Genomic DNA, 18588 nt, shown 5'->3' with positions numbered 1-18588 from the left:
TGACGAGCGCGGGCGGTCGCCATCGGGGCGTCGGGCGTCAGTCCGGCCTGTGCCGCCGGACACACGAATCACCTGGCCACGAGGGTTCGAATCGTCGTGAATGCATGAATTGTCCGGCCGCGGCGTGCGCGTATAGGTTCTGGACACATCCATTCGTCGACTGTCGAACCCACGAGTTCGCAGACCCACAAAGATCCGGAACCCCATGTCCGCTGGAACGTTTACGCCGTCGCACCCGCCTGTGACGCATCAGATCCCGCTACAGGATCTGCCGATCGTCCAACGCCCGAGGTACGGACGACTGTTGGCGGTCGTCGTCGTGGGCATCCTGTTGGCCCAGTTCGTGGTCGGGGCGATCACCAATCCGCGTTTCGACTGGCCCACCTTCGGGGCGTTCTTCTTCAGCACCACGGTGTTGAAGGCCCTCTGGCTCACCGTCCAGCTGACCGTCTACGGCGCGGTGCTGGGATTCGCCGGCGGTGTGGTGCTGGCCGTCATGCGCCAGTCGCCGAACCCCCTGCTGCGCGCGACCAGTTGGTCGTTCATCTGGCTGTTCCGGTCCATTCCGCTGCTGGTCCAGATCCTGTTCTGGGGTTTCCTCGGTGCCCTGTACACCCACCTGGGATACGGCATACCATTCGGCCCGGTGTTCGGGGAGGCCGCGACCAAGGACCTCATCGGTCCGATGTCCGCAGCCGTCATCGGACTGTCGATCCATCAGGCCGCGTATGGCGCCGAGATCATCCGGGCGGGCCTGTTGTCGGTGGACGAGGGACAGCGCGAAGCCGCCGCCGCGCTGGGGATTCCCGCCCGCAAGCAGTTCACCCGAATCGTCTTCCCCCAGGCGATGCGCACCATCGTGCCCCCTGCGACCAACGAGATCATCGGATTGCTGAAGGGCACATCGGCGGTGTTCATCATCGCACTGCCGGACCTCTTCTATCAGGTTCAGGTCATCTACGGACGCAACGGTCGCATCATCCCCCTGCTGATGGTCGCGGTCGTCTGGTACGTCATCCTCACCGGTCTGCTGTCGGTCGTACAGTTCTACGTGGAGCGCTACTTCGCGAAGGGTGCCCACCGCGAGCTTCCGCCGACACCCATCCAGCGGTTACGCGTGCGTTGGAACCATCGGCGGCCTCTGCGCACCTCGCCGACACGGGCGAGCCAGGTATGAACACAGTCAAAGCCTCACCGCTGCTGGAGATCCGCGCAGTGAGCAAGTCTTTCGGCGCCGACGTCGTGCTCGATGACATCGATCTCACGGTCGGCCGGGGTGAGGTGGTCGCGATCATCGGCCCCTCGGGCTCCGGCAAGTCCACATTGCTGCGGGCCATCAATCATCTACACCCGCCCACCAGTGGGTTCGTGCTCCTCGACGATGAGCTCATCGGCTTCCGGCGTGGCAACCGCGTCCTGCACAGGTTGTCGCCCTCGGAGCTGCTCCGACAACGCACTCGTATCGGGTTCGTGTTCCAGGACTTCAACCTGTTCCCGCACCTCAGCGCCGCGGAGAACGTGATGGAGGCACCGATCTCGGCACTGCACCGCAGCCGCGACGAGGCCGCTGCGCAAGCGAAGGAGCTGCTGGGTCGCGTCGGCCTCACCGATCGCGCCGACGCCTATCCCCGTCAGCTGTCCGGTGGCCAGCAACAACGCGTGGCCATCGCCCGCGCGCTGGCGCTGGATCCCGAGCTCATCCTCTTCGACGAACCCACCTCCGCACTGGACCCCGAGTTGGTCGACGAGGTGCTGCAGGTGATCATCGAGCTGGCCCGCACCGGCAGAACCCTGCTCATCGTGACCCACGAGATCTCCTTCGCCCGCAGGGTCGCCGACACCGTCGTGTTCATGGACGGTGGACGCATCATCGAATCCGGAACTCCCGCAGCAGTTCTGGACAATCCGGACAACCGCCGTACCCGCGACTTCCTGAGCCGCGTGGTGTGATCACCGACAGAGAGCAGCCGATGACCCGAATGACGAGATCCGCCAGATCACCACGCCATACCCTCATCCGGGTGGTGTCCGTGACGGTGGCCGTGCTCACCATGATCACCGTGGCCGGGTGCTCGACGCCGGACAACGACGACACCACCCACCAGGTCACCAACGCAGCCGGTGAGAAGCTCAACCTCACCGCGCAGCAGAACCGGATCGTCCCCGCCCGCGACGACGCCATCGCCGCCACCGTGCCCAAGGCGATCCGCGATCGCGGCACCCTGATCATCGGGCAGGGCTCGGGAACCGGAAATCCTCCCTTCACCTTTCCCGCCACCAACGACGACAACGTGTGGATCGGTGACGAGGTGGACATCGCGACCCTGGTCTCCGGTGTCCTGGGACTCAAGCCCGATTTCCGTCGATCCTCCTGGGAGGGCCTGTTCCTCGGGATCGACAGCGGCGGTAGCGACGTGGGCTTCTCCAACATCACGGTCACCGAAGCCCGCAAGGAACTCTACGACTTCGCGTCCTACCGTACCGACGAACTCTCGCTGATCGTCGGAAAGGATTCGACCCTGACGTTCCACGACTATCACGATCTGAGCGGCAAGACCGTCGGGGTGGGATCCGGCACCAACCAGGAGAAGATCCTCGTGGGTTACGCCGACAAGCTCAAAGCCGAGAGCAAGCCGACCATCACCATCAAGTACTACCAGGACACCACCGGTGTCTGGTCGGCACTGACGTCGGGACAGATCGACGGATATTTCGGGCCCAACCCGATCAACTCCTTCCACGATGCCCAGGTGGCGGGCACACCCAACGCCACCAAGATCGTCGGACACGTGTCCGGTGCCGGTGAGGGACTCACCGGTCTCATCGCCGCCACCACGAAGAAGGGCAACCCGATCATCGGCCCGGTGCAGGCCGCACTGAACAAGGTCATCACGTCCGGTGATTACGAGAAGGTCCTCAAGCGTTGGAATCTGGACGCCGAGAAGGTGCCGTCATCACTGCTGAACCCACCCGGTCTACCGAAGACGTCATGACGCCCGGCCCGGGCTCGGGGGTCGCCGCACTGCGTTTCGTCGCCGTGGGGCAACACGACGAACTCGCCCGACCGCTGCTCGCAGAGCTGGCGCACGAGTACGGCACCCGCTACGAGAAGAGCGTCGCCGAGATGCACCGAGAACTCGTCGACCACCCGGTCACCGAGTTCGCCCCACCGCACGGCGCACTGGTGATCGCACTTCGCGACGATGTCCCGGTTGCGGGGGGCGCCTTTCGACGCGTCGACGGGCAGACCGCCGAATTGAAACGCATCTGGACTGCGGCGCACAGTCGTCGCCGTGGACTCGGTCATCAGGTTCTCGTGGAGTTGGAGCGGCGAATCCTCGAGTTGGGGTACCTGCGGATCCGGCTGACCACCGGATGGCGCCAGCCCGAGGCGGTGGCTCTGTATCTCGCCGCCGGTTACACCCCGCTCTTCGACCCAGCCGCGTATCCGATCGCCCGGACCGCACACGCGTTCGTCAAGGATCTGGTGGCCGCGCCCCGGCAGTCGGATGTACCTGCACCTCGGACGCCTTGACGACCAGGAACACCTCGTTCCCGGCCGCCAGTCCCAGATCGTCGACCGCGGCCCAGGTGATCTCGGCGCGTAGTTCCGTATCGCCTGCGCGACAGTGGGCTACGGCGCGGTCTCCCGCCGGGACGATCTCGGTCACCGACGCCGTGATCACGTTGCGCGGGCTGCCCGCGGTCGGGTGCTCGACGTACACACCGACCGCCGCAGGGGCGAACACGGCGGTCGCGCCCCCTCCACGCGCCGGCACGTCGTGCGGGGCCGGCGTTCCGGAGATGCCGACACCGGCGGCCTCGACCCGCTCCCCGTCCCAACGGCCGACGATCAGATTGAGGCCGGCGAGTCGTGCGGTGAAGTGATCCACCGGGGAAGCGAGCACCTCTCGGGTCGGTCCAGCGGCCACGATCCGGCCGGCATCCATGACCACCACTCTGTCGCAGAGCATCACGGCATCGACGATGTCATGGGTGACCAGAACAGTCGTCCGATCTCGATCTGCGAGGACCGGTCGCAACAGGCCCCGCACCCGGGCCGCGACCTCCACGTCGAGCGCACTGAACGGCTCGTCGAGCAACAACAGCTGCGGTTCGGCCGCCAGGGCGCGTGCGAACCCGACCCGCTGCGCCTGGCCACCCGACAACTGCGCGGGCTTTCGCTCGGCGAACTCGGCAACCCCGGTCAGCTCCAACCAACGATCGACCCGCTCGCGGATCACCGGCCGCGAGAGATGCTGTGCGGCAGGCGCGAAACCCACGTTCCGCCGTACGGTCAGATGCGGGAACAACCGCGCATCCTGCGCCAACAGCGCGACCCCACGTCGGTGCGGCGCGACGAATTCTCCGTCACCGACCAGCACTCGGTCCCCCACCACGATGGACGAGCCCGGGTCCGGTCGCAGCAGACCGGCCAACATCGCCAACAGCGTGCTCTTCCCCGCCCCGTTGGGCCCCAGCACCGCGACGGTCTGCCCCCGGTCGAGGGTCAGGTCGACATCCAGCACCGGGACGGTGGAACGGACGTAGGCGCGCAGCCACGATGTCACAGCGCGGCACTCCGGGAGCTCTGTCGCGAATGCACCGCGACCACCACCACCAGAGCGATGACCACCGACACCAACGACAGCGGTAAGGCTTCCTGGGGATCGTTGATCTGCGCGACGTAGATCGCCAGCGGCGCCGTCTGCGTCACGCCCGGAGCGTTGCCCGCGAACGTGATGGTCGCGCCGAATTCGCCCATGGCTCTGGCGAAGGCGAGCACGAGGCCGGCCAGCAATGCCGGGACGGCCAACGGAACGGTGACCGTCCACAATGTGCGACTCGGTCCGGCACCCAGAGTGGCCGCCACCTGCTCGTAGCGAGTTCCGCTGACCCGTAATGCCCCTTCCACACTGATGACCAGGAACGGCAACGCGACGAACGTCTGAGCCAGCACCACCGCCGTGGTGGTGAATCCTATCTCGATCCCGAACGCGGACAGCTGTTTCCCGACCAGCCCCAACCGCCCGAACGTGTAGAGCAGCGCCAACCCACCCACCACCGGCGGTAACACCAACGGCAGCAACACCAGTGACCGCAGCACCCGCACCACCCAGCCGTTGTGCCGGGCGAACACCATCGCCATCGGCACGCCGAGCACCACACACAGCGCGGTGGTCATGGCCGCGGTCCGCAGGGACAATTCCAGCGCCTGCAGCGACGACTCCGACGTCACCGACGTCCAGAATTCACCCCACGGGGTCTTGCCGATGAGCGCCAGGGGCGGCAACACGATCAGCAGCACGCCGACCGCGGCAGGGACATAGAGCCACGCCGGGACCCGGCCCACACCGGATCTGGCGTGTCCCGATCGTGCCATGCGCGCCATCAGGAGATCACGGAGCGCCGAATCCCGCCGCCTTGAGCACCGATTGACCCTGGTCGCCGAGAACGGCCTGCTCGAACTGGCTGGCGACGGGCGCGCTCTTGGACGCCTTGACCGTGGCGATCGGGTACTTGTTCACCACCTTGGCGAAGGCCGGGTCGTTCACCGTGGCGACCTTGGCCCCCGCGGCCTTGGCATCGGTCACGTACACCAGGCCCGCGTCGGCTTGGCCCGCCGTGACCTTGGTCAACACGGCCGTCACCGACGCCTCCTCGCTGACCGGCTTGACGTCGATCCCGGTGTCCTTCTCCACCTCGGCGGACGCATTGCCGCACGGTTGGGCCACCTGGCACAACACCGTGGTGACACCGGGTTTGTTCAGATCGGCGAACGACCGGATGCCCTTGGGATTACCGGGTGCGGTGACGATCACCAGGGTGTTGGTGGCAAAGATCTTCGGGGCGTCGCCCTGATCACCGAGCTTGGTCATGTTCTTCTCGTCCGCGCTGGCGAACACGTCCGCCGGGGCGCCCTGTTTGATCTGGTTGACCAGCGTCGACGAACCGTCGAAGGAGAGTTTCACGTCGACACCGGGGTGCGCCTTCTCGAAGTCACCCGCGATGGTGGTGAAGGTGTTCTTGAGGGAGGCGGCCGCGAACACGTTCAGCGTGGTCGACGACGACGCACGCGACGATCGCGCCGCTGAACCAGATGCGCTCGTACCCCCACCCGACGTGTCGTCCGACGAACACCCCGCGACCATCACGGTTGCGGTGGTTGCGACACCGGCCAGCGCCAGCACAGTCTGTTTCCTCATCATCCGTCCCTTTTGGTCTCGACCATCACCGTGGTCGCCTTGACCACGGCCGTTGCCACCATCCCGGGCACGAGCCCGAGTTCTCGCACGGCGTCGGTGCTCATCAGCGACGTCACCTCGTGTGCACCGCACTGCAGCACCACCTGCGACATCACCGGATCCGACCGCACCTCGACCACCAGCCCGACGAAGTTGTTCCTGGCCGATCGCTCGACGCCGATCTCGTCGTCCAACGGTGCCTTCGCCCGGGCGCGCACGAGCTCGACCACGTCGGCACCGGCGAGGACCGTGCGTCCGGCGGCGTCCACCTCGGTCGGCACCTGCCCCGCCGCGATCCACCGACGGACGGTGTCGTCACTGACCCCCACCAACTCCGCCACCCGCTTCACCCGCAACAGGGTCGGCTCCGCATTATCGGACACAACCGCGAATATTAGCCGCAGCTGAGCGTCGGCGGTCGACCAACGGTGATCGGAGAGCGTCGGTGCGATCCGGCCGATGAGTTTCACCGCGCCGACGTGTCCATACCCGTGGCAAGCGATCCCGACCGCCGATCCACCACCCGCACCGAACTGGAGTTCTGATGACCCCGTCGTCGCACGACCAGCCGCCCATCGGCAGGAAAACACATCGCACGGTGTCGGTGGCGGACCGTAAGGTCGCCACCATGAACGATTCGTCCCCCGCGCTCGAGGCGATCGACCTGGTCAAGAACTTCGGCGAGCAGACCGCGGTGGACGGAGTCAGCTTCAGCGTGCCCGCCGGTTCCGTGCTGGGTCTGCTCGGACCCAACGGTGCGGGCAAGACCACCACGGTGCGGATGATGACCACGTTGTCGCTACCCACCAGCGGTACCGCCCGGGTCGCCGGTCACGACGTGGTCTCTCACCCCGAGCTGGTCCGGCGCAACATGGGCCTGACCGGCCAGGCCGCGACCGTCGACGAGCTCCTCACCGGCCGCGAGAACATCCGATTGATCGGGGGACTGTACGGCGTCGGCAAGCGGGACCTCAAGAAGCTCGGCGACCAGTTGCTCGAGCAGTTCTCGCTCACCGACGCCGCCGACCGACCGGTGAAGTCGTACTCGGGCGGTATGCGACGCCGCATCGACCTGGCGGTGAGCCTGTTGACCGCCCCGCCGGTGTTGTTCCTCGACGAGCCGACCACAGGTCTCGACCCGCGCAGCCGCAACGAACTCTGGGATGTGCTGCGCAATCTGGTCAAACAGGGCACCACCCTGTTGCTGACCACGCAATACCTCGAAGAGGCGGACCAGCTCGCCGACAACATCGTGGTCATCGACAAGGGTCGCACCATCGCCGAGGGCACCCCGCACCAGCTGAAGGAACAGGCAGGTAAGGCCAGTCTCGTCATCACCGTGTCCCATCCCGACGACCTCCGCGCCGCCGAGGGACTGTTGCGCAAGACCGGCGCGGAGGTGCATGTCGACGCGGACGCCCGACGGCTCAGTGCACCCGCCGACGGGTTACGGGACATGACCCGCGTCGCCGGCTGGTTCACCGACAGCGGTATCGAGGTCGACGACATCGGCCTGTCCCGCCCGAGTCTCGACGACGTGTTCCTGTCCCTCACCGGGCACACCGCCGAGGACGGTCCTGGGGACGACCGATCCGACGACGACACCGATTCCGACATCACGGCCAGGGAGGCCTCGGCATGACCACCACCACCGCGCGGGCCACCGCCGACCTGCACCGTCCGGCGATCGCGCAGACCAATCTCTGGCAGCAGTCACTGATCATGGTGCGCCGTAACCTCATCCACACCAAGCGTCAACCGGAGATGCTGTCCGACGTGACCGTGCAGCCGGTGATGTTCGTCCTGCTCTTCGCCTTCGTGTTCGGCGCGTCCATCACCAACACCGGCGGCGCCTCGTACCGGGAGTTCCTGCTGCCCGGGATCATGGGACAGACCATCGCCTTCACGGCGTTCGTGGTCGCCACCGGCATCACCGCCGATCTCGAGAAGGGCATCATCGACCGCTTCCGATCGCTGCCCATCTCGCGGTCGTCCGTGCTCATCGGGCGGAGTATCGCCAGCCTGCTGCACTCGTCCATCGGCATCGTGGTGATGGCGGTGACCGGTCTGGCGATCGGTTGGCGCATCCACACCAACGTGGGTGAGGCGATACTGGCCTTCGTGCTCGTCCTGCTGTTCGGCTTCGGCATGATCTGGTTCGGCATCCTGATCGGCTCGCTGATGCGCTCGGTGGAGGCGGTGAACGGTGTGATGTTCTCGACGCTCTTCCCGGTCACCTTCCTGTCCAATGCCTTCGTCCCGACCGGCCCCATGCCCACCTGGTTGCGCGTGATCGCCGAGTGGAATCCCATCTCGGCGCTGGTGCAGTCGATGCGGGTGCTCTGGGGTAACGGCCCCGATGCCCCCGCGGGCGCGCAGTTTCCCCTGCACCATCCGGAGCTGTTCACCGCGGGGTGGTCCGTGCTGCTCACCCTGGTGTTCGCGCCGTTCGCGTTGCGCGCCTATCGTCGCCGCACCACCGACTGAGGACGGGCGTCGGACACCCGCACCTGACGGTTGACCGCCAAAGCCGCTCAGCCGTGCACTCTTTCGTCGCTCGATGACCCCGCGCGGAGTGTGTACCATCGGTGGCCCACCGAGGAGAGGAGTACGAACATGAGCGCAGACGCACGCATCGGACAGGTTCGCAACGACTCGGTCGACGGGGTGGATCAGCCCTACGATGAGGCCGACCGCGTCGAGCAGTTGACCGAGGTCTCCGACGACGACGCGGGCACCGACGAGTACGGCTTCACCAGCCATCGCGAGGACTGGAGCAGCTGAGCGTGGCTCAGTCGCCGGTGAGGGCCAGTGCTTCCAGCGGATCGCTGTAGACCGCGTCCAACGACACCGCGCCGGCCGCCTGCTGCTGCACGGTCGCCCCGGACCGCGACACGCGCATGTCGCGGGTCGGGGTAGCCGACACCTCGCGCACCGACTTCGCCACTGTCGCCAGCGTCGATGGCGAGTCGGTGAAGGCCTGTCCACCCAGGATCACGTGATCAGGATTGAAGAGATCGGCCACCAACCCGACGGTGCGGCCCAGCACTTCCGCGCGTTCGGTGAGGATCTCACGGGCCGTGTTGTCACCCAACCGGGCGGCCTCGTGCACGTCCTCGATTGATTCCACCGACATCCCCGCGGCCTCTGCCGCCTCCACGATGCCGGTGTCGCTGACGGTGTTCTCCAGCCGACCGGTGTGACGCGGATCGAGTAGTCGGGTGGCGCCCACCGGGAAATGACCGATGACCGGCGGACCACTGGTCGGCGTGTAGACGGTGCCGCCGACGGTGAATGCGATGCCCACCATCTCGCGGGCGTAGAAGTACAGGAAGCTGCCCGCCTCCACCACCTGCGGCGATGTGGGGTTCACCACGAGTTCCGCAGCGGCCATCGCCTCCACATGCGAGGCCACGGACACGGGCAGTCCGAGGGTCTCCGCCAACACCTTGCCCACCGGGGCGTTCTCCCAGCCCAACCGGGGGTGATCGACCGAGCCGTCGGGATGTACTCGACCACCGATGGCGACACCCGTCCACAGCAGTCGCTTTCCCGGCCATCGCGCGGCGAACCGGCGGGCCGACACGCCGATCGCGGTCAACACCTGTTCGGGGCTGTCACCCGCCGGGGTGGCGATCTGGATCGCGCCGACCACCCGGTGCAACAGGTCATGGGTGGTGATGGAGGTGACCTTGTAGCCGATGTGGACGCCGACGGTCAGGAACCCGGCAACGTTGAGTTCGAACGGCAGGCGTGGCCTGCCGATCGCGCCTGCGGGGGCCAGGTCAGCCCGTTCCCGCAGCAGTCCGGCCTTCAACAGGGCGCTGACCTGGCGGTTGACCGTGGAAATGCTCAACCCCGACTGTTCGGCCACCGTGTCGCGAAACACCGGGCCGTTGAGTCGTGCGGTTCGCAGCACCACCGCAGACGGCCGGGACGACAGATGTAGCTGCGGCGTCGCGATGTGAATCGTGGGTGTCCTCTTCGTCAGCGGCCGAGTGGTACCGACCGAACCGACCCCGACGGTGCGAGGTCGTGGCCGCGTGCGCGGAACCGACCGTGATGTCGTCGTGAGGTGATCGAGTGTGGTGCTCATGAAGTCCTCGTTGCTCGAGCTCCGGCATGGTTGAGCCGGGTCCACCCGTACGCGGGCGAAAGAATCGAATGTCTGGGTCGGGTCAGAGCATTCGGCAACACAGGACACGGGCGAAAGGCAGGCGGCATCCCAACGCGGTGGTCACATAGGTGACCTCCGGTGGTGTGCACATCTGACCCGCCATGAGGCAAACGTAGCAACGCCGCACACCGACCGCAACGCCGGGCGAGGGAGATCAACCGGCCGCGACGTGCGCGTATACCGCTGCTGGCAGAGCGTATCGCCATCGTGGGCACCGACGACGATTTCGGCTCACCGCGATTCGAACCCTGGGTTGGACTTGGTCCCGCGATGACACTTGCGGACGACCCCTGTCCACCGGCCCCGTGAGGCCGTCCCGGCGACGAAAGGCCCGTGCAGTGTCATTGCACTACCACTGGTTCCTGCCCACCTACGGCGACTCCCGCAACCTGATGGCCGGTGGCCACGGCAGTTCGATGTCGGGTGATCGACCCGCCGATCTGCGTTACCTCAAGCAGCTGGCGGGTGCGGCCGAGGTGAACGGATTCGAGGCGGTGTTGACCCCCACCGGCCTGTGGTGTGAGGACGCATGGTTGTCCACCGCGATGCTCATCGAGAGCACGGACACGCTGAAATTCCTGGTCGCGTTCCGACCCGGGCTCACCAGTCCCACCCTGGCCGCGCAGATGGCCGCGACATTCCAACGGCTCTCCGGTGGACGACTGCTGCTCAACGTGGTCACCGGGGGTGAATCCAGCGAACAACGTGCATTCGGCGACTTCCTGTCCAAGGAAGGACGCTACGAGCGGTGCGGAGAGTTCCTCGACATCGTTCACCAGCTGTGGACCGCGTCCGACCCGGTGACGTACCACGGCAAACATCTGCGGGTGGAGGAGGCGTCGCTGGTGCGCACGCCTGATCCACTCCCGCCGGTGTTCTTCGGCGGCTCGTCGCCCGCTGCGGGCACGGTTGCCTCCCGGTTCGCCGACACCTACCTGACCTGGGGTGAGCCACCCGAGGCCGTGGCCGAGAAGGTGAACTGGATTCGTGGGCTCGCCGAGACCGAGAACCGCACCCTGGACTACGGGATCCGATTGCACGTCATCGCCCGCGAGACCAGCGAGCAGGCGTGGGCCGAAGCCGACCGATTGCTCGGCGCATTGGATCCCGAGACTGTGGCCAACGCCCAGGCCAACCTGGCCCGTTCGGAGTCCGAGGGCCAGCGGAGGATGCGTGAACTCCACGGTGGCGGCGCGGCATTCGCCGGCAGCGCGGACGCACGCACCCTGGAGATCTACCCCAATCTGTGGAGTGGTGTCGGCCTGGTGCGTGGTGGAGCCGGTACCGCGCTGGTCGGTTCGTACTCCGAGGTGGCCGACCGCATCGAGGAGTACGCAGGACTCGGCCTCGATCACTTCATCCTGTCCGGATATCCGCACGTCGAGGAGGCGTACCACTTCGGCGAGGGAGTCCGTCCCGAGCTCGCCCGACGCGGACTGGCCACGCCGTTACACGCCGACGCCGGACCAAGCAGCGGCGCTTTTCTGCCGAATCTCAAGTCCGCCAGCGCTTCCTGACCGACCCACAGCCTCGAGAGGATCGACGATGAGCACAGAGAAGATCACCGACAACGTACAGTTCGCCTACTGGGTGCCCAACGTCAGTGGCGGGCTGGTGACCAGCACCATCGATCAGCGCACCAGCTGGGACTTCGAGTACAACAAGCGATTGGCCCAGACCGCCGAGCGGAACGGTTTCGACTACGCGCTCTCGCAGGTCCGCTACATGGCGTCGTACGGAGCCGAGTACCAGCACGAGTCGACGTCGTTCTCACTCGCGCTGCTGCTTGCCACCGAACGGTTGAAGGTCATCGCCGCCGTCCACCCCGGGCTCTGGCAGCCGGCGGTGCTGGCCAAATTCGGTGCCACCGCCGATCACCTGTCCAACGGACGCTTCGCGGTGAACGTCGTCTCCGGTTGGTTCTCCGGCGAGTTCCGCGCGCTCGGCGAGCCCTGGCTCGAACACGACGAACGCTACCGTCGCAGCGCCGAGTTCCTCGAGGTACTCCGGAAGATCTGGACCGAGGATCACGTCGACTTCGGCGGCGACTTCTACCGGATCCGTGATTTCACCCTGAAGCCGAAGCCGTTGAACACCCCGCAGCGGCCGAACCCCGAACTGTTCCAGGGCGGTAACTCGACGGCTGCCCGGAGCAACGGCGGTCGCTATGCCGACTGGTACTTCTCCAACGGCAAGGACTTCGACGGGGTGACCGAGCAGCTCGACGACCTGCGCGCGGTGGCCCGCGCCCACGACCGCGAGGTCCGCTTCGGGCTGAACGCTTTCATCATCGCCCGCGACACCGAGCGTGAGGCCCGCGACACCTTGCGGGAGATCGTCGAGAAGGCGAACACCGAAGCGGTGGAGGGCTTCCGCGATTCGGTCAAGCAGGCGGGCAAGTCCACCTCGGACGGCAAGGGCATGTGGGCCGATTCCTCGTTCGAGGATCTGGTGCAGTACAACGACGGGTTCCGCAGTCAACTGATCGGGACGCCCGAGCAGGTCGCCGAGCGCATCGTGGCCTACAAGAAGCTGGGCGTCGACCTCATCCTCGGCGGCTTCCTGCACTTCCAAGAGGAGATCGAGTACTTCGGCGCGAAGGTGCTCCCCTTGGTCCGTGAACTCGAGGCGAGCAGCACGTCGGCGAGCGTGTCGTGACCGATACCGTCGAGACGGTCGTCGATCCCGGTACCGCCGCGCGTATCCGCACGGCGGACGAGGCCATCACCGCGGCGACCCGTCTCGCCGGCTCGTTCGCCCGGGGAGCGGCCGAGCGCGACCGCGACCGGGTGCTGCCGTACCCGGAGACCGACGAGCTGGCGGCCGGCGGGTTGTTGGCCATCACCGTCCCGGTGGAGTTCGGCGGCGCCGACCTACCACCGTCGGTGGTCGCCGAGGTGTTCCGGATCCTGGCCACCGCCGACCCCAACATCGCGCAGATTCCGCACAGTCACTTCGTATACGTGAACCTGCTGCGGTTGGCCGCAGATCGCGAGCAGCAGCAACGCTTCTTCACACAGGTGCTCTCCGGTGGCCGGATCGCCAACGCACAGTCGGAACGCGGAGGCAAGACCGTCGCCGACATCGCGACTCGTATCACCCAGCACAGCAACGGCTTCCATCTGGACGGCGAGAAGTTCTACTGCACCGGTTCACTGTTCGCCGACACCCTCGCGGTGTTGGCACGGTTGGACGAGCCTGCCGGTGACCTCGACATCGGCGAGTACATCGCCTTCATCCCCGCCGACTCGGCGGGAGTGGAGATCGTCGACGACTGGACCGGGATGGGTCAACGCACCACCGGCAGCGGCACCATCCGTTTCGACGGCGTGGATGTGCGACACGAAGACCTGGTGTCACGAGCTCCCGCAGTGTCCGCTCCGGCGGGGTACGGCGCGTTCGCACAACTCCTGCACGTGGCCATCGACGCCGGCATCGCCCGTGGCGCGCTCACCGCCGCGGTCGAGTTCGTGCGAACCAGGTCCCGGCCCTGGTTCGAGGCGGAGGTCGATCGGGCCGTCGACGACCCGCTGCTGGTCCAGCGCTTCGGTGAGTTGGCGGTGTCGGTCGGCACGGCCGAGGCCACCCTGGCCGCCGCGGGTCGCGCCGTCGACGCCACCCTGGAGGGCACCGGTTCCGCCGCCGACGCGTCGCTGGCCGTCGCCGTGGCAAAGGTCGTCGCCGATCGATCGGCCAACGAGGTCTCCTCGGCACTGTTCGAGGTCAGTGGCACCCGCAGCGCCGGAGCTGATCTGGGCCTGAACCATTTCTGGCGAAATGCACGTACCCATACGTTGCACGATCCGGTGCGCTGGAAATACCAACACATCGGGCGCAGCGTGTTGCGGGACGAGGATCCACCACGACACGGGGTCATCTGACAGGGCGATCACGGCCGATGGCATCCGGGGTCTTGGGGTGTCTGTCCCCGGCGCCGGGCTCCCACGAAAACTGCGGGAAGTCCGGTTTCCCGCAGTTTTCGTCAACCGGACCATGGGCTAGGACTGCCGGACCAGTTGCAGGGGTGTGGGACTGATTGACCGCCTCCGAATGCGGCGAGTCGGGCGTACTCTCTGAGCCATGACGGTGCAGACCGACCACAGATCTGAACCACGCGATGTGAACGACGCGGAGTTCTTCGCGATCGTCGAGCCGTTCCGACGCGAGATCCAGGCGCACTGCTATCGGATGATGGGGTCGTTCCACGACGCCGAGGATCTCGCCCAGGAGACGTTCATCCGTGCCTGGCGTGGCTACGCGAGGTTCGACGGACGCGCGTCGATGCGGACGTGGTTGTACAAGATCGCCACCAACACCTGCCTCACCGCCCTGCAGTCCAGCCAGCGACGACCGCTTCCCTCGGGCCTCGGTGGTGACGCGTACGACCCCACCGCACCGCTGCTCGAGGATCACGAGGTCCCCTGGCTCGAGCCCTACGCCGGGGGTGACGAGATCGCACCCGCCGACAACGCCGACCCGGCCACCGTGGTCGGTTCGCGGGAGTCGATCCGATTGGCCTTCATCGCCGCGTTGCAGCATCTGCCCGAGCGTCAGCGCGCGGTCCTGGTACTGCGGGATGTGCTGCAGTGGCGGGCCGCCGAGGTCGCCGACACCCTGGGCCTCTCGGTGCCGACCATCAACAGCCTGCTGCAGCGCGCCCGCGAACAGCTGAAGCGAGCCGACGTCGATCAGGAGGCGGTGGTCGAACCCGACGAGGCGACCCAGCGCGAGATGCTGCAGCGATACGTCAACGCGTTCTACGAATACGACGTGGACGCGATCGTGTCCATGTTCACCGACAAGGCGATCTGGGAGATGCCCCCGTTCACCGGGTGGTACCAGGGTCCCGACTCCATCGGCGCTCTCATCCGCGGCAACTGTCCAGCAGAGAAACGGGGCGACCAGATACTGCTGCCGACGATCGCCAACGGCCAACCCGCGTTCGGGCTGTACATGATCGGTGCGGACGGGGTGCACCGCCCATTCCAACTGCAGGTGCTCGACATCGACCCGGCGAGCGGCAAGGTGCGCCACGTCGTCGCCTTCTTCAGCGAGAACATCCTCGACGACTTCGCCCGCTTCGGGCTGCCGCCGACGCCTCCTCCCGTCGAGTGAGCGCCCGGCGCCGTCGAGCTCGACCTGGGGCAGGAGGCGCCCGCTCCCGAATCGGTGATCGGCTGCTCGTCGGGACCGTCTCGCTGACCGATTCCGCCCATCCGCCGGTGGCAGGGCGAAGTAGCTGTCACCACCGGCCCGGTCGACCCTGGTGATGGTGGCCCGAAGGCGCCTCATCTGGTGGCGGTCGAGCCGAAAAACTCTGTGCACCTGCACGTCTGTTGTCCACTCGAACCCGCACCCGATGATCGAGATGTAATGTCGGTCACACGGACGTGGTGGCTGTGTCGCCGCCTGTCCGTCGCCGCGGAGCAGCCCCGCGCCGAAATCCCGAGTCGAGTGAGGTTCTGTGTACCCAATGCATGGCAGTGAGCGCTTCGATGGCTGAGCGTGGTGCGGTTCCTCGGGTGTCGCCGGTGCGGCGGGGGTTTATGCGGGCGGTGACGGGGTTGTTCAATCCGTTGCGTCCGGATGATTACGTGGAGATGATCAATCCGTTGTGGACGACGCGGGAGTTGCGTGGTCGGGTGGTGGAGGTGGAGTCGGAGGGGTCGTCGGCGGCGACGGTGTGGATTCGGCCGGGGTATGAGTGGCCGGGTCATTTGCCGGGGCAGTATGTGCGGTTGGGTGTGGTGGTGGATGGGGTGTTTCATTGGCGGGCGTATTCGTTGACGTCGGATCCGGATCCGCGTGATGGGTTGATCAGTGTGTCGCCGAAGTTGGTGCCGGATGGGACGGTGTCACCGTTTTTGGTGCAGCGGTTGCGGCCGGGTGAGATTGTGCGGCTCGGTGAGATCGAGGGTGTGTTCACGTTGCCTGATCCGTTGCCGTCGAAGTTGTTGTTCGTCAGTGCGGGTAGTGGGATCACTCCGATCATGAGTATGTTGCGGGCGTTGGATCGGCGGGATCGGATGGCTGATGTGGTGGTGATCCATTCGGTGCGTGAGCGTGAGCAGTTGATGTTCGCTGATGAGTTGGATGATTTCGCGGATCGTCATGACGGGTTTGATCTGCATGTGCGGGTCAGTGGTGATGACGGGCGGATGTCGGTGGCCGATATCGAGTCGTGGTGTCCGGATTGGTCGCAGCGGGAGGCGTTGTGTTCGGGGCCGTCGGAGTTGTTGGACGATCTCGTCGAGTTCTGGGACACCCACGATGTCGCGGAGCGGATTCATCTGGAGCGGTTCCAGCCGGTGATCGGGGGGGATCCGGGTGAGGGTGAGGGTGGGGTGGTGCGGTTCGCCAAGTCCGGGGCCGAGGCCACGTGTGAGCCGGGGCAACCGATCTTGCAGGCCGGGGAGGATGCGGGGTTGGAGTTGAAGTTCGGGTGTCGGATCGGGATCTGTCATACGTGTACCGGGGTTCTGGATGCGGGGCAGGTGCGGGATCTGCGGACCGGGGAGGTGTCCTCGCCGCAGGGCCAGGCCATCCGGATCTGTGTGCATACCGCTGAGGGTGAGGTCACCGTCAAACTGTGACCCCTGCCCGGGGCCTGTAGTACAACAATTATTTGGGAGAACACATCATGACCACACATGCCACTGACCGCACCGACACGACTTCCTACGGTGGGGATGGTGATCGTTCGGGGGCGCGGGTGTACGGGGTGGGCCCGGATGGGCAACCGCATCCGTTGGCGCATTTGTCTGATGAGGACATCGAGTTGTTGGGCAAGGAGTTCGACGCGATCCATGACGATGTGTACGCCGACCTCGGTGATGGTGATCGGCGGTACATCAAGTCGGTGATCGCCGCGCAACGACAGTTGGCGGTGTTGGGTCGGGTGGTGTTGCTCAACTCGCGGTCCACCCCGGCGTGGGTGGTGGGCACCGCGTGTCTGGGGATGGCGAAGATCCTGGAGAACATGGAGATCGGGCACAACGTGATGCACGGTCAGTGGGACTGGATGAACGACCCCGACATCCATTCCTCGGTGTGGGACTGGGACACCGCCTCCACCGCGGAAGCGTGGAAACATTCCCACAACTATGTGCACCACACCTACACCAACATCCGCGGTAAAGACAAAGACCTCGGCTACGAGATCATGCGGATCGACCCCCACCAACCCTGGTCACCGGTGTATCTGCTGCAACCGTTCTACAACGTGGTGTTGATGGCGTTTTTCGAGTGGGGCGTGGCCGTACACGACCTGGACATCGAAGCGATCCGCCGCGGCGACAAACCCGCCGCCGAGATCATCCACGACCTGAAAGGCATCGCCGGCAAAGCCCGACGCCAGATCGTCAAGGACTACCTCGGCTGGCCCGCCGTGTCGGCGGCAGCGTTCCTCGCCACCCACACCCTGACCGGTGGGCGTCTCGATCAACCCGCCACCTCCCGGACCGGGCGGCTGCTGCGTACCGTCAACCGTCGAACCCACCTGGGCCCGGTCACCCTGCTCGCCGCGGCCGCCGACCGGGTGTTACCCGGCGCCGAGGACACCTTCCTGCGGACCGCGGGCGCCGATTTCGTGGCCAACCTGATCCGCAACGTGTGGTCGAACGCGATCATCTTCTGCGGCCATTTCCCCGACCAGGCCTACACCTTCTCCCAGGACGAGACCGCAGACGAGACCCGCGGCGGCTGGTACGCCCGGCAACTGATCGGCGCCGCGAACATCGAGGGCTCCCCCCTGTTCCACATCATCTCCGGCAACCTCGGCTACCAAGTCGAACACCACCTCTACCCCGACATGCCCTCCACCCGCTACGCCCAGGTCGCACCCCGGGTCAAAGACATCTGCCAACGCTACGGACTGCCCTACAACACCGGACCCTTCCACCGCCAATGGGCACAAGTCCAACGCACCATCCTGCGCCTGGCCCTACCCGGCGGACACCCCCGACCCAAACCCGGCCCCTACCACCGACCACCCCACTCCGCACCCACCCCCACCCGACCCAGCGAAGCCACCCACTCCCGCAACCGCATCCCCCACCCCAACCCCGACACCAACCACCCCACCACCGGACCCGAACACCCCAACACCAACAACGCCACCCACGTCACACCCCCACCCCGCACCTAAACCACCACCACAAGGTGGGG

At 66.2% G+C, this 18588-nt stretch carries 18 protein-coding genes; 13 read left to right on the top strand and 5 right to left on the bottom strand.

Annotated features, from left to right (window positions below; all coding sequences use genetic code 11):
• Positions 1–205 precede the first annotated feature (205 nt).
• From BW971_RS00085 to BW971_RS00070, 4 genes are all read left to right on the top strand, one after another.
• Entirely contained in the window at positions 206–1177 is a 972-nt protein-coding gene (locus BW971_RS00085; RefSeq protein WP_076475468.1) for an amino acid ABC transporter permease, read from the top strand.
• The gene (locus tag BW971_RS00080) at positions 1174–1950 is read left to right on the top strand and encodes an amino acid ABC transporter ATP-binding protein (protein WP_076475466.1); all 777 of its coding nucleotides are present in this window, start codon (positions 1174–1176) and stop codon (positions 1948–1950) included. The genes BW971_RS00085 and BW971_RS00080 overlap by 4 nt, the downstream gene beginning before the upstream one ends.
• 71 nt (positions 1951–2021) lie before the next feature.
• Positions 2022–2993 carry a transporter substrate-binding domain-containing protein gene (locus BW971_RS00075; RefSeq protein ID WP_234974116.1) on the top strand — a complete coding sequence of 324 codons (972 nt, stop codon included), beginning with the start codon at positions 2022–2024 and terminating at the stop codon, positions 2991–2993.
• Positions 2990–3535 (top strand): GNAT family N-acetyltransferase, encoded by a 546-nt coding sequence (locus tag BW971_RS00070; protein WP_076475465.1) that lies wholly within the window; start codon positions 2990–2992, stop codon positions 3533–3535. Before BW971_RS00075 ends, BW971_RS00070 begins: the two co-directional genes overlap by 4 nt.
• Here the strand turns inward: BW971_RS00070 and BW971_RS00065 are convergent.
• Genes BW971_RS00065 through BW971_RS00050 form a run of 4 tightly spaced genes read right to left on the bottom strand, consistent with a single transcriptional unit; the run spans position 3477 to position 6628 of the window.
• Positions 3477–4571 carry a sulfate/molybdate ABC transporter ATP-binding protein gene (locus BW971_RS00065; protein ID WP_076475463.1) on the bottom strand — a complete coding sequence of 365 codons (1095 nt, stop codon included), beginning with the start codon at positions 4569–4571 and terminating at the stop codon, positions 3477–3479. The genes BW971_RS00070 and BW971_RS00065 overlap by 59 nt on opposite strands.
• The gene (locus tag BW971_RS00060) at positions 4568–5383 is read right to left on the bottom strand and encodes an ABC transporter permease (protein WP_076476195.1); all 816 of its coding nucleotides are present in this window, start codon (positions 5381–5383) and stop codon (positions 4568–4570) included. The genes BW971_RS00065 and BW971_RS00060 overlap by 4 nt, the downstream gene beginning before the upstream one ends.
• A 16-nt stretch (positions 5384–5399) precedes the next feature.
• Entirely contained in the window at positions 5400–6206 is an 807-nt protein-coding gene (gene modA, locus BW971_RS00055) for a molybdate ABC transporter substrate-binding protein (protein WP_076475462.1), read from the bottom strand.
• Positions 6206–6628 (bottom strand): TOBE domain-containing protein, encoded by a 423-nt coding sequence (locus BW971_RS00050; RefSeq protein ID WP_076475460.1) that lies wholly within the window; start codon positions 6626–6628, stop codon positions 6206–6208. Before BW971_RS00050 ends, modA begins: the two co-directional genes overlap by 1 nt.
• A gap of 245 nt (positions 6629–6873) precedes the next feature.
• Here BW971_RS00050 and BW971_RS00045 point away from each other — a divergent pair, with 245 nt between their 5' ends.
• From BW971_RS00045 to BW971_RS21415, 3 genes are all read left to right on the top strand, one after another.
• Entirely contained in the window at positions 6874–7887 is a 1014-nt protein-coding gene (locus BW971_RS00045; protein WP_076476193.1) for an ATP-binding cassette domain-containing protein, read from the top strand.
• On the top strand, positions 7884–8732 hold the full coding sequence (locus BW971_RS00040; RefSeq protein ID WP_076475458.1) for an ABC transporter permease: 849 nt from the start codon (positions 7884–7886) through the stop codon (positions 8730–8732). The genes BW971_RS00045 and BW971_RS00040 overlap by 4 nt, the downstream gene beginning before the upstream one ends.
• Before the next feature lie 129 nt (positions 8733–8861).
• The gene (locus BW971_RS21415) at positions 8862–9029 is read left to right on the top strand and encodes a hypothetical protein (RefSeq protein WP_159441804.1); all 168 of its coding nucleotides are present in this window, start codon (positions 8862–8864) and stop codon (positions 9027–9029) included.
• A 7-nt stretch (positions 9030–9036) separates the two neighbouring features.
• Here the strand turns inward: BW971_RS21415 and BW971_RS00035 are convergent, their stop codons facing one another.
• On the bottom strand, positions 9037–10341 hold the full coding sequence (locus BW971_RS00035; RefSeq protein ID WP_143690132.1) for an ROK family transcriptional regulator: 1305 nt from the start codon (positions 10339–10341) through the stop codon (positions 9037–9039).
• Positions 10342–10760: 419 nt separating this feature from the next.
• On the opposite strand from BW971_RS00035, the gene BW971_RS00030 reads away from it, so the two are divergent.
• From BW971_RS00030 to BW971_RS00005, 6 genes are all read left to right on the top strand, one after another.
• Positions 10761–11939: an LLM class flavin-dependent oxidoreductase gene (locus BW971_RS00030; RefSeq protein ID WP_076475455.1), complete on the top strand. Its 1179-nt coding sequence runs from the start codon at positions 10761–10763 to the stop codon at positions 11937–11939.
• Positions 11940–11967: 28 nt separating this feature from the next.
• Positions 11968–13080 carry a dimethylsulfone monooxygenase SfnG gene (gene sfnG, locus BW971_RS00025; protein WP_076475453.1) on the top strand — a complete coding sequence of 371 codons (1113 nt, stop codon included), beginning with the start codon at positions 11968–11970 and terminating at the stop codon, positions 13078–13080.
• Positions 13077–14303: an SfnB family sulfur acquisition oxidoreductase gene (locus tag BW971_RS00020; protein WP_076475451.1), complete on the top strand. Its 1227-nt coding sequence runs from the start codon at positions 13077–13079 to the stop codon at positions 14301–14303. Before sfnG ends, BW971_RS00020 begins: the two co-directional genes overlap by 4 nt.
• Before the next feature lie 199 nt (positions 14304–14502).
• On the top strand, positions 14503–15537 hold the full coding sequence (locus tag BW971_RS00015; protein WP_076475449.1) for a sigma-70 family RNA polymerase sigma factor: 1035 nt from the start codon (positions 14503–14505) through the stop codon (positions 15535–15537).
• A 380-nt stretch (positions 15538–15917) separates the two neighbouring features.
• Complete coding sequence (locus BW971_RS00010; RefSeq protein WP_076475448.1) at positions 15918–17015, top strand: ferredoxin reductase; 1098 nt, start codon at positions 15918–15920, stop codon at positions 17013–17015.
• Between the two features lie 47 nt (positions 17016–17062).
• Positions 17063–18568 carry a fatty acid desaturase family protein gene (locus tag BW971_RS00005; RefSeq protein WP_083709120.1) on the top strand — a complete coding sequence of 502 codons (1506 nt, stop codon included), beginning with the start codon at positions 17063–17065 and terminating at the stop codon, positions 18566–18568.
• Positions 18569–18588 lie beyond the last annotated feature (20 nt).

It is taken from the genome of Williamsia sterculiae, from assembly GCF_900156495.1.
GTDB lineage: Bacteria > Actinomycetota > Actinomycetes > Mycobacteriales > Mycobacteriaceae > Williamsia_B > Williamsia_B sterculiae.
Note: the sequence above shows the minus strand (reverse complement) of the source record. Positions and strands in the feature narration are given on the sequence as shown.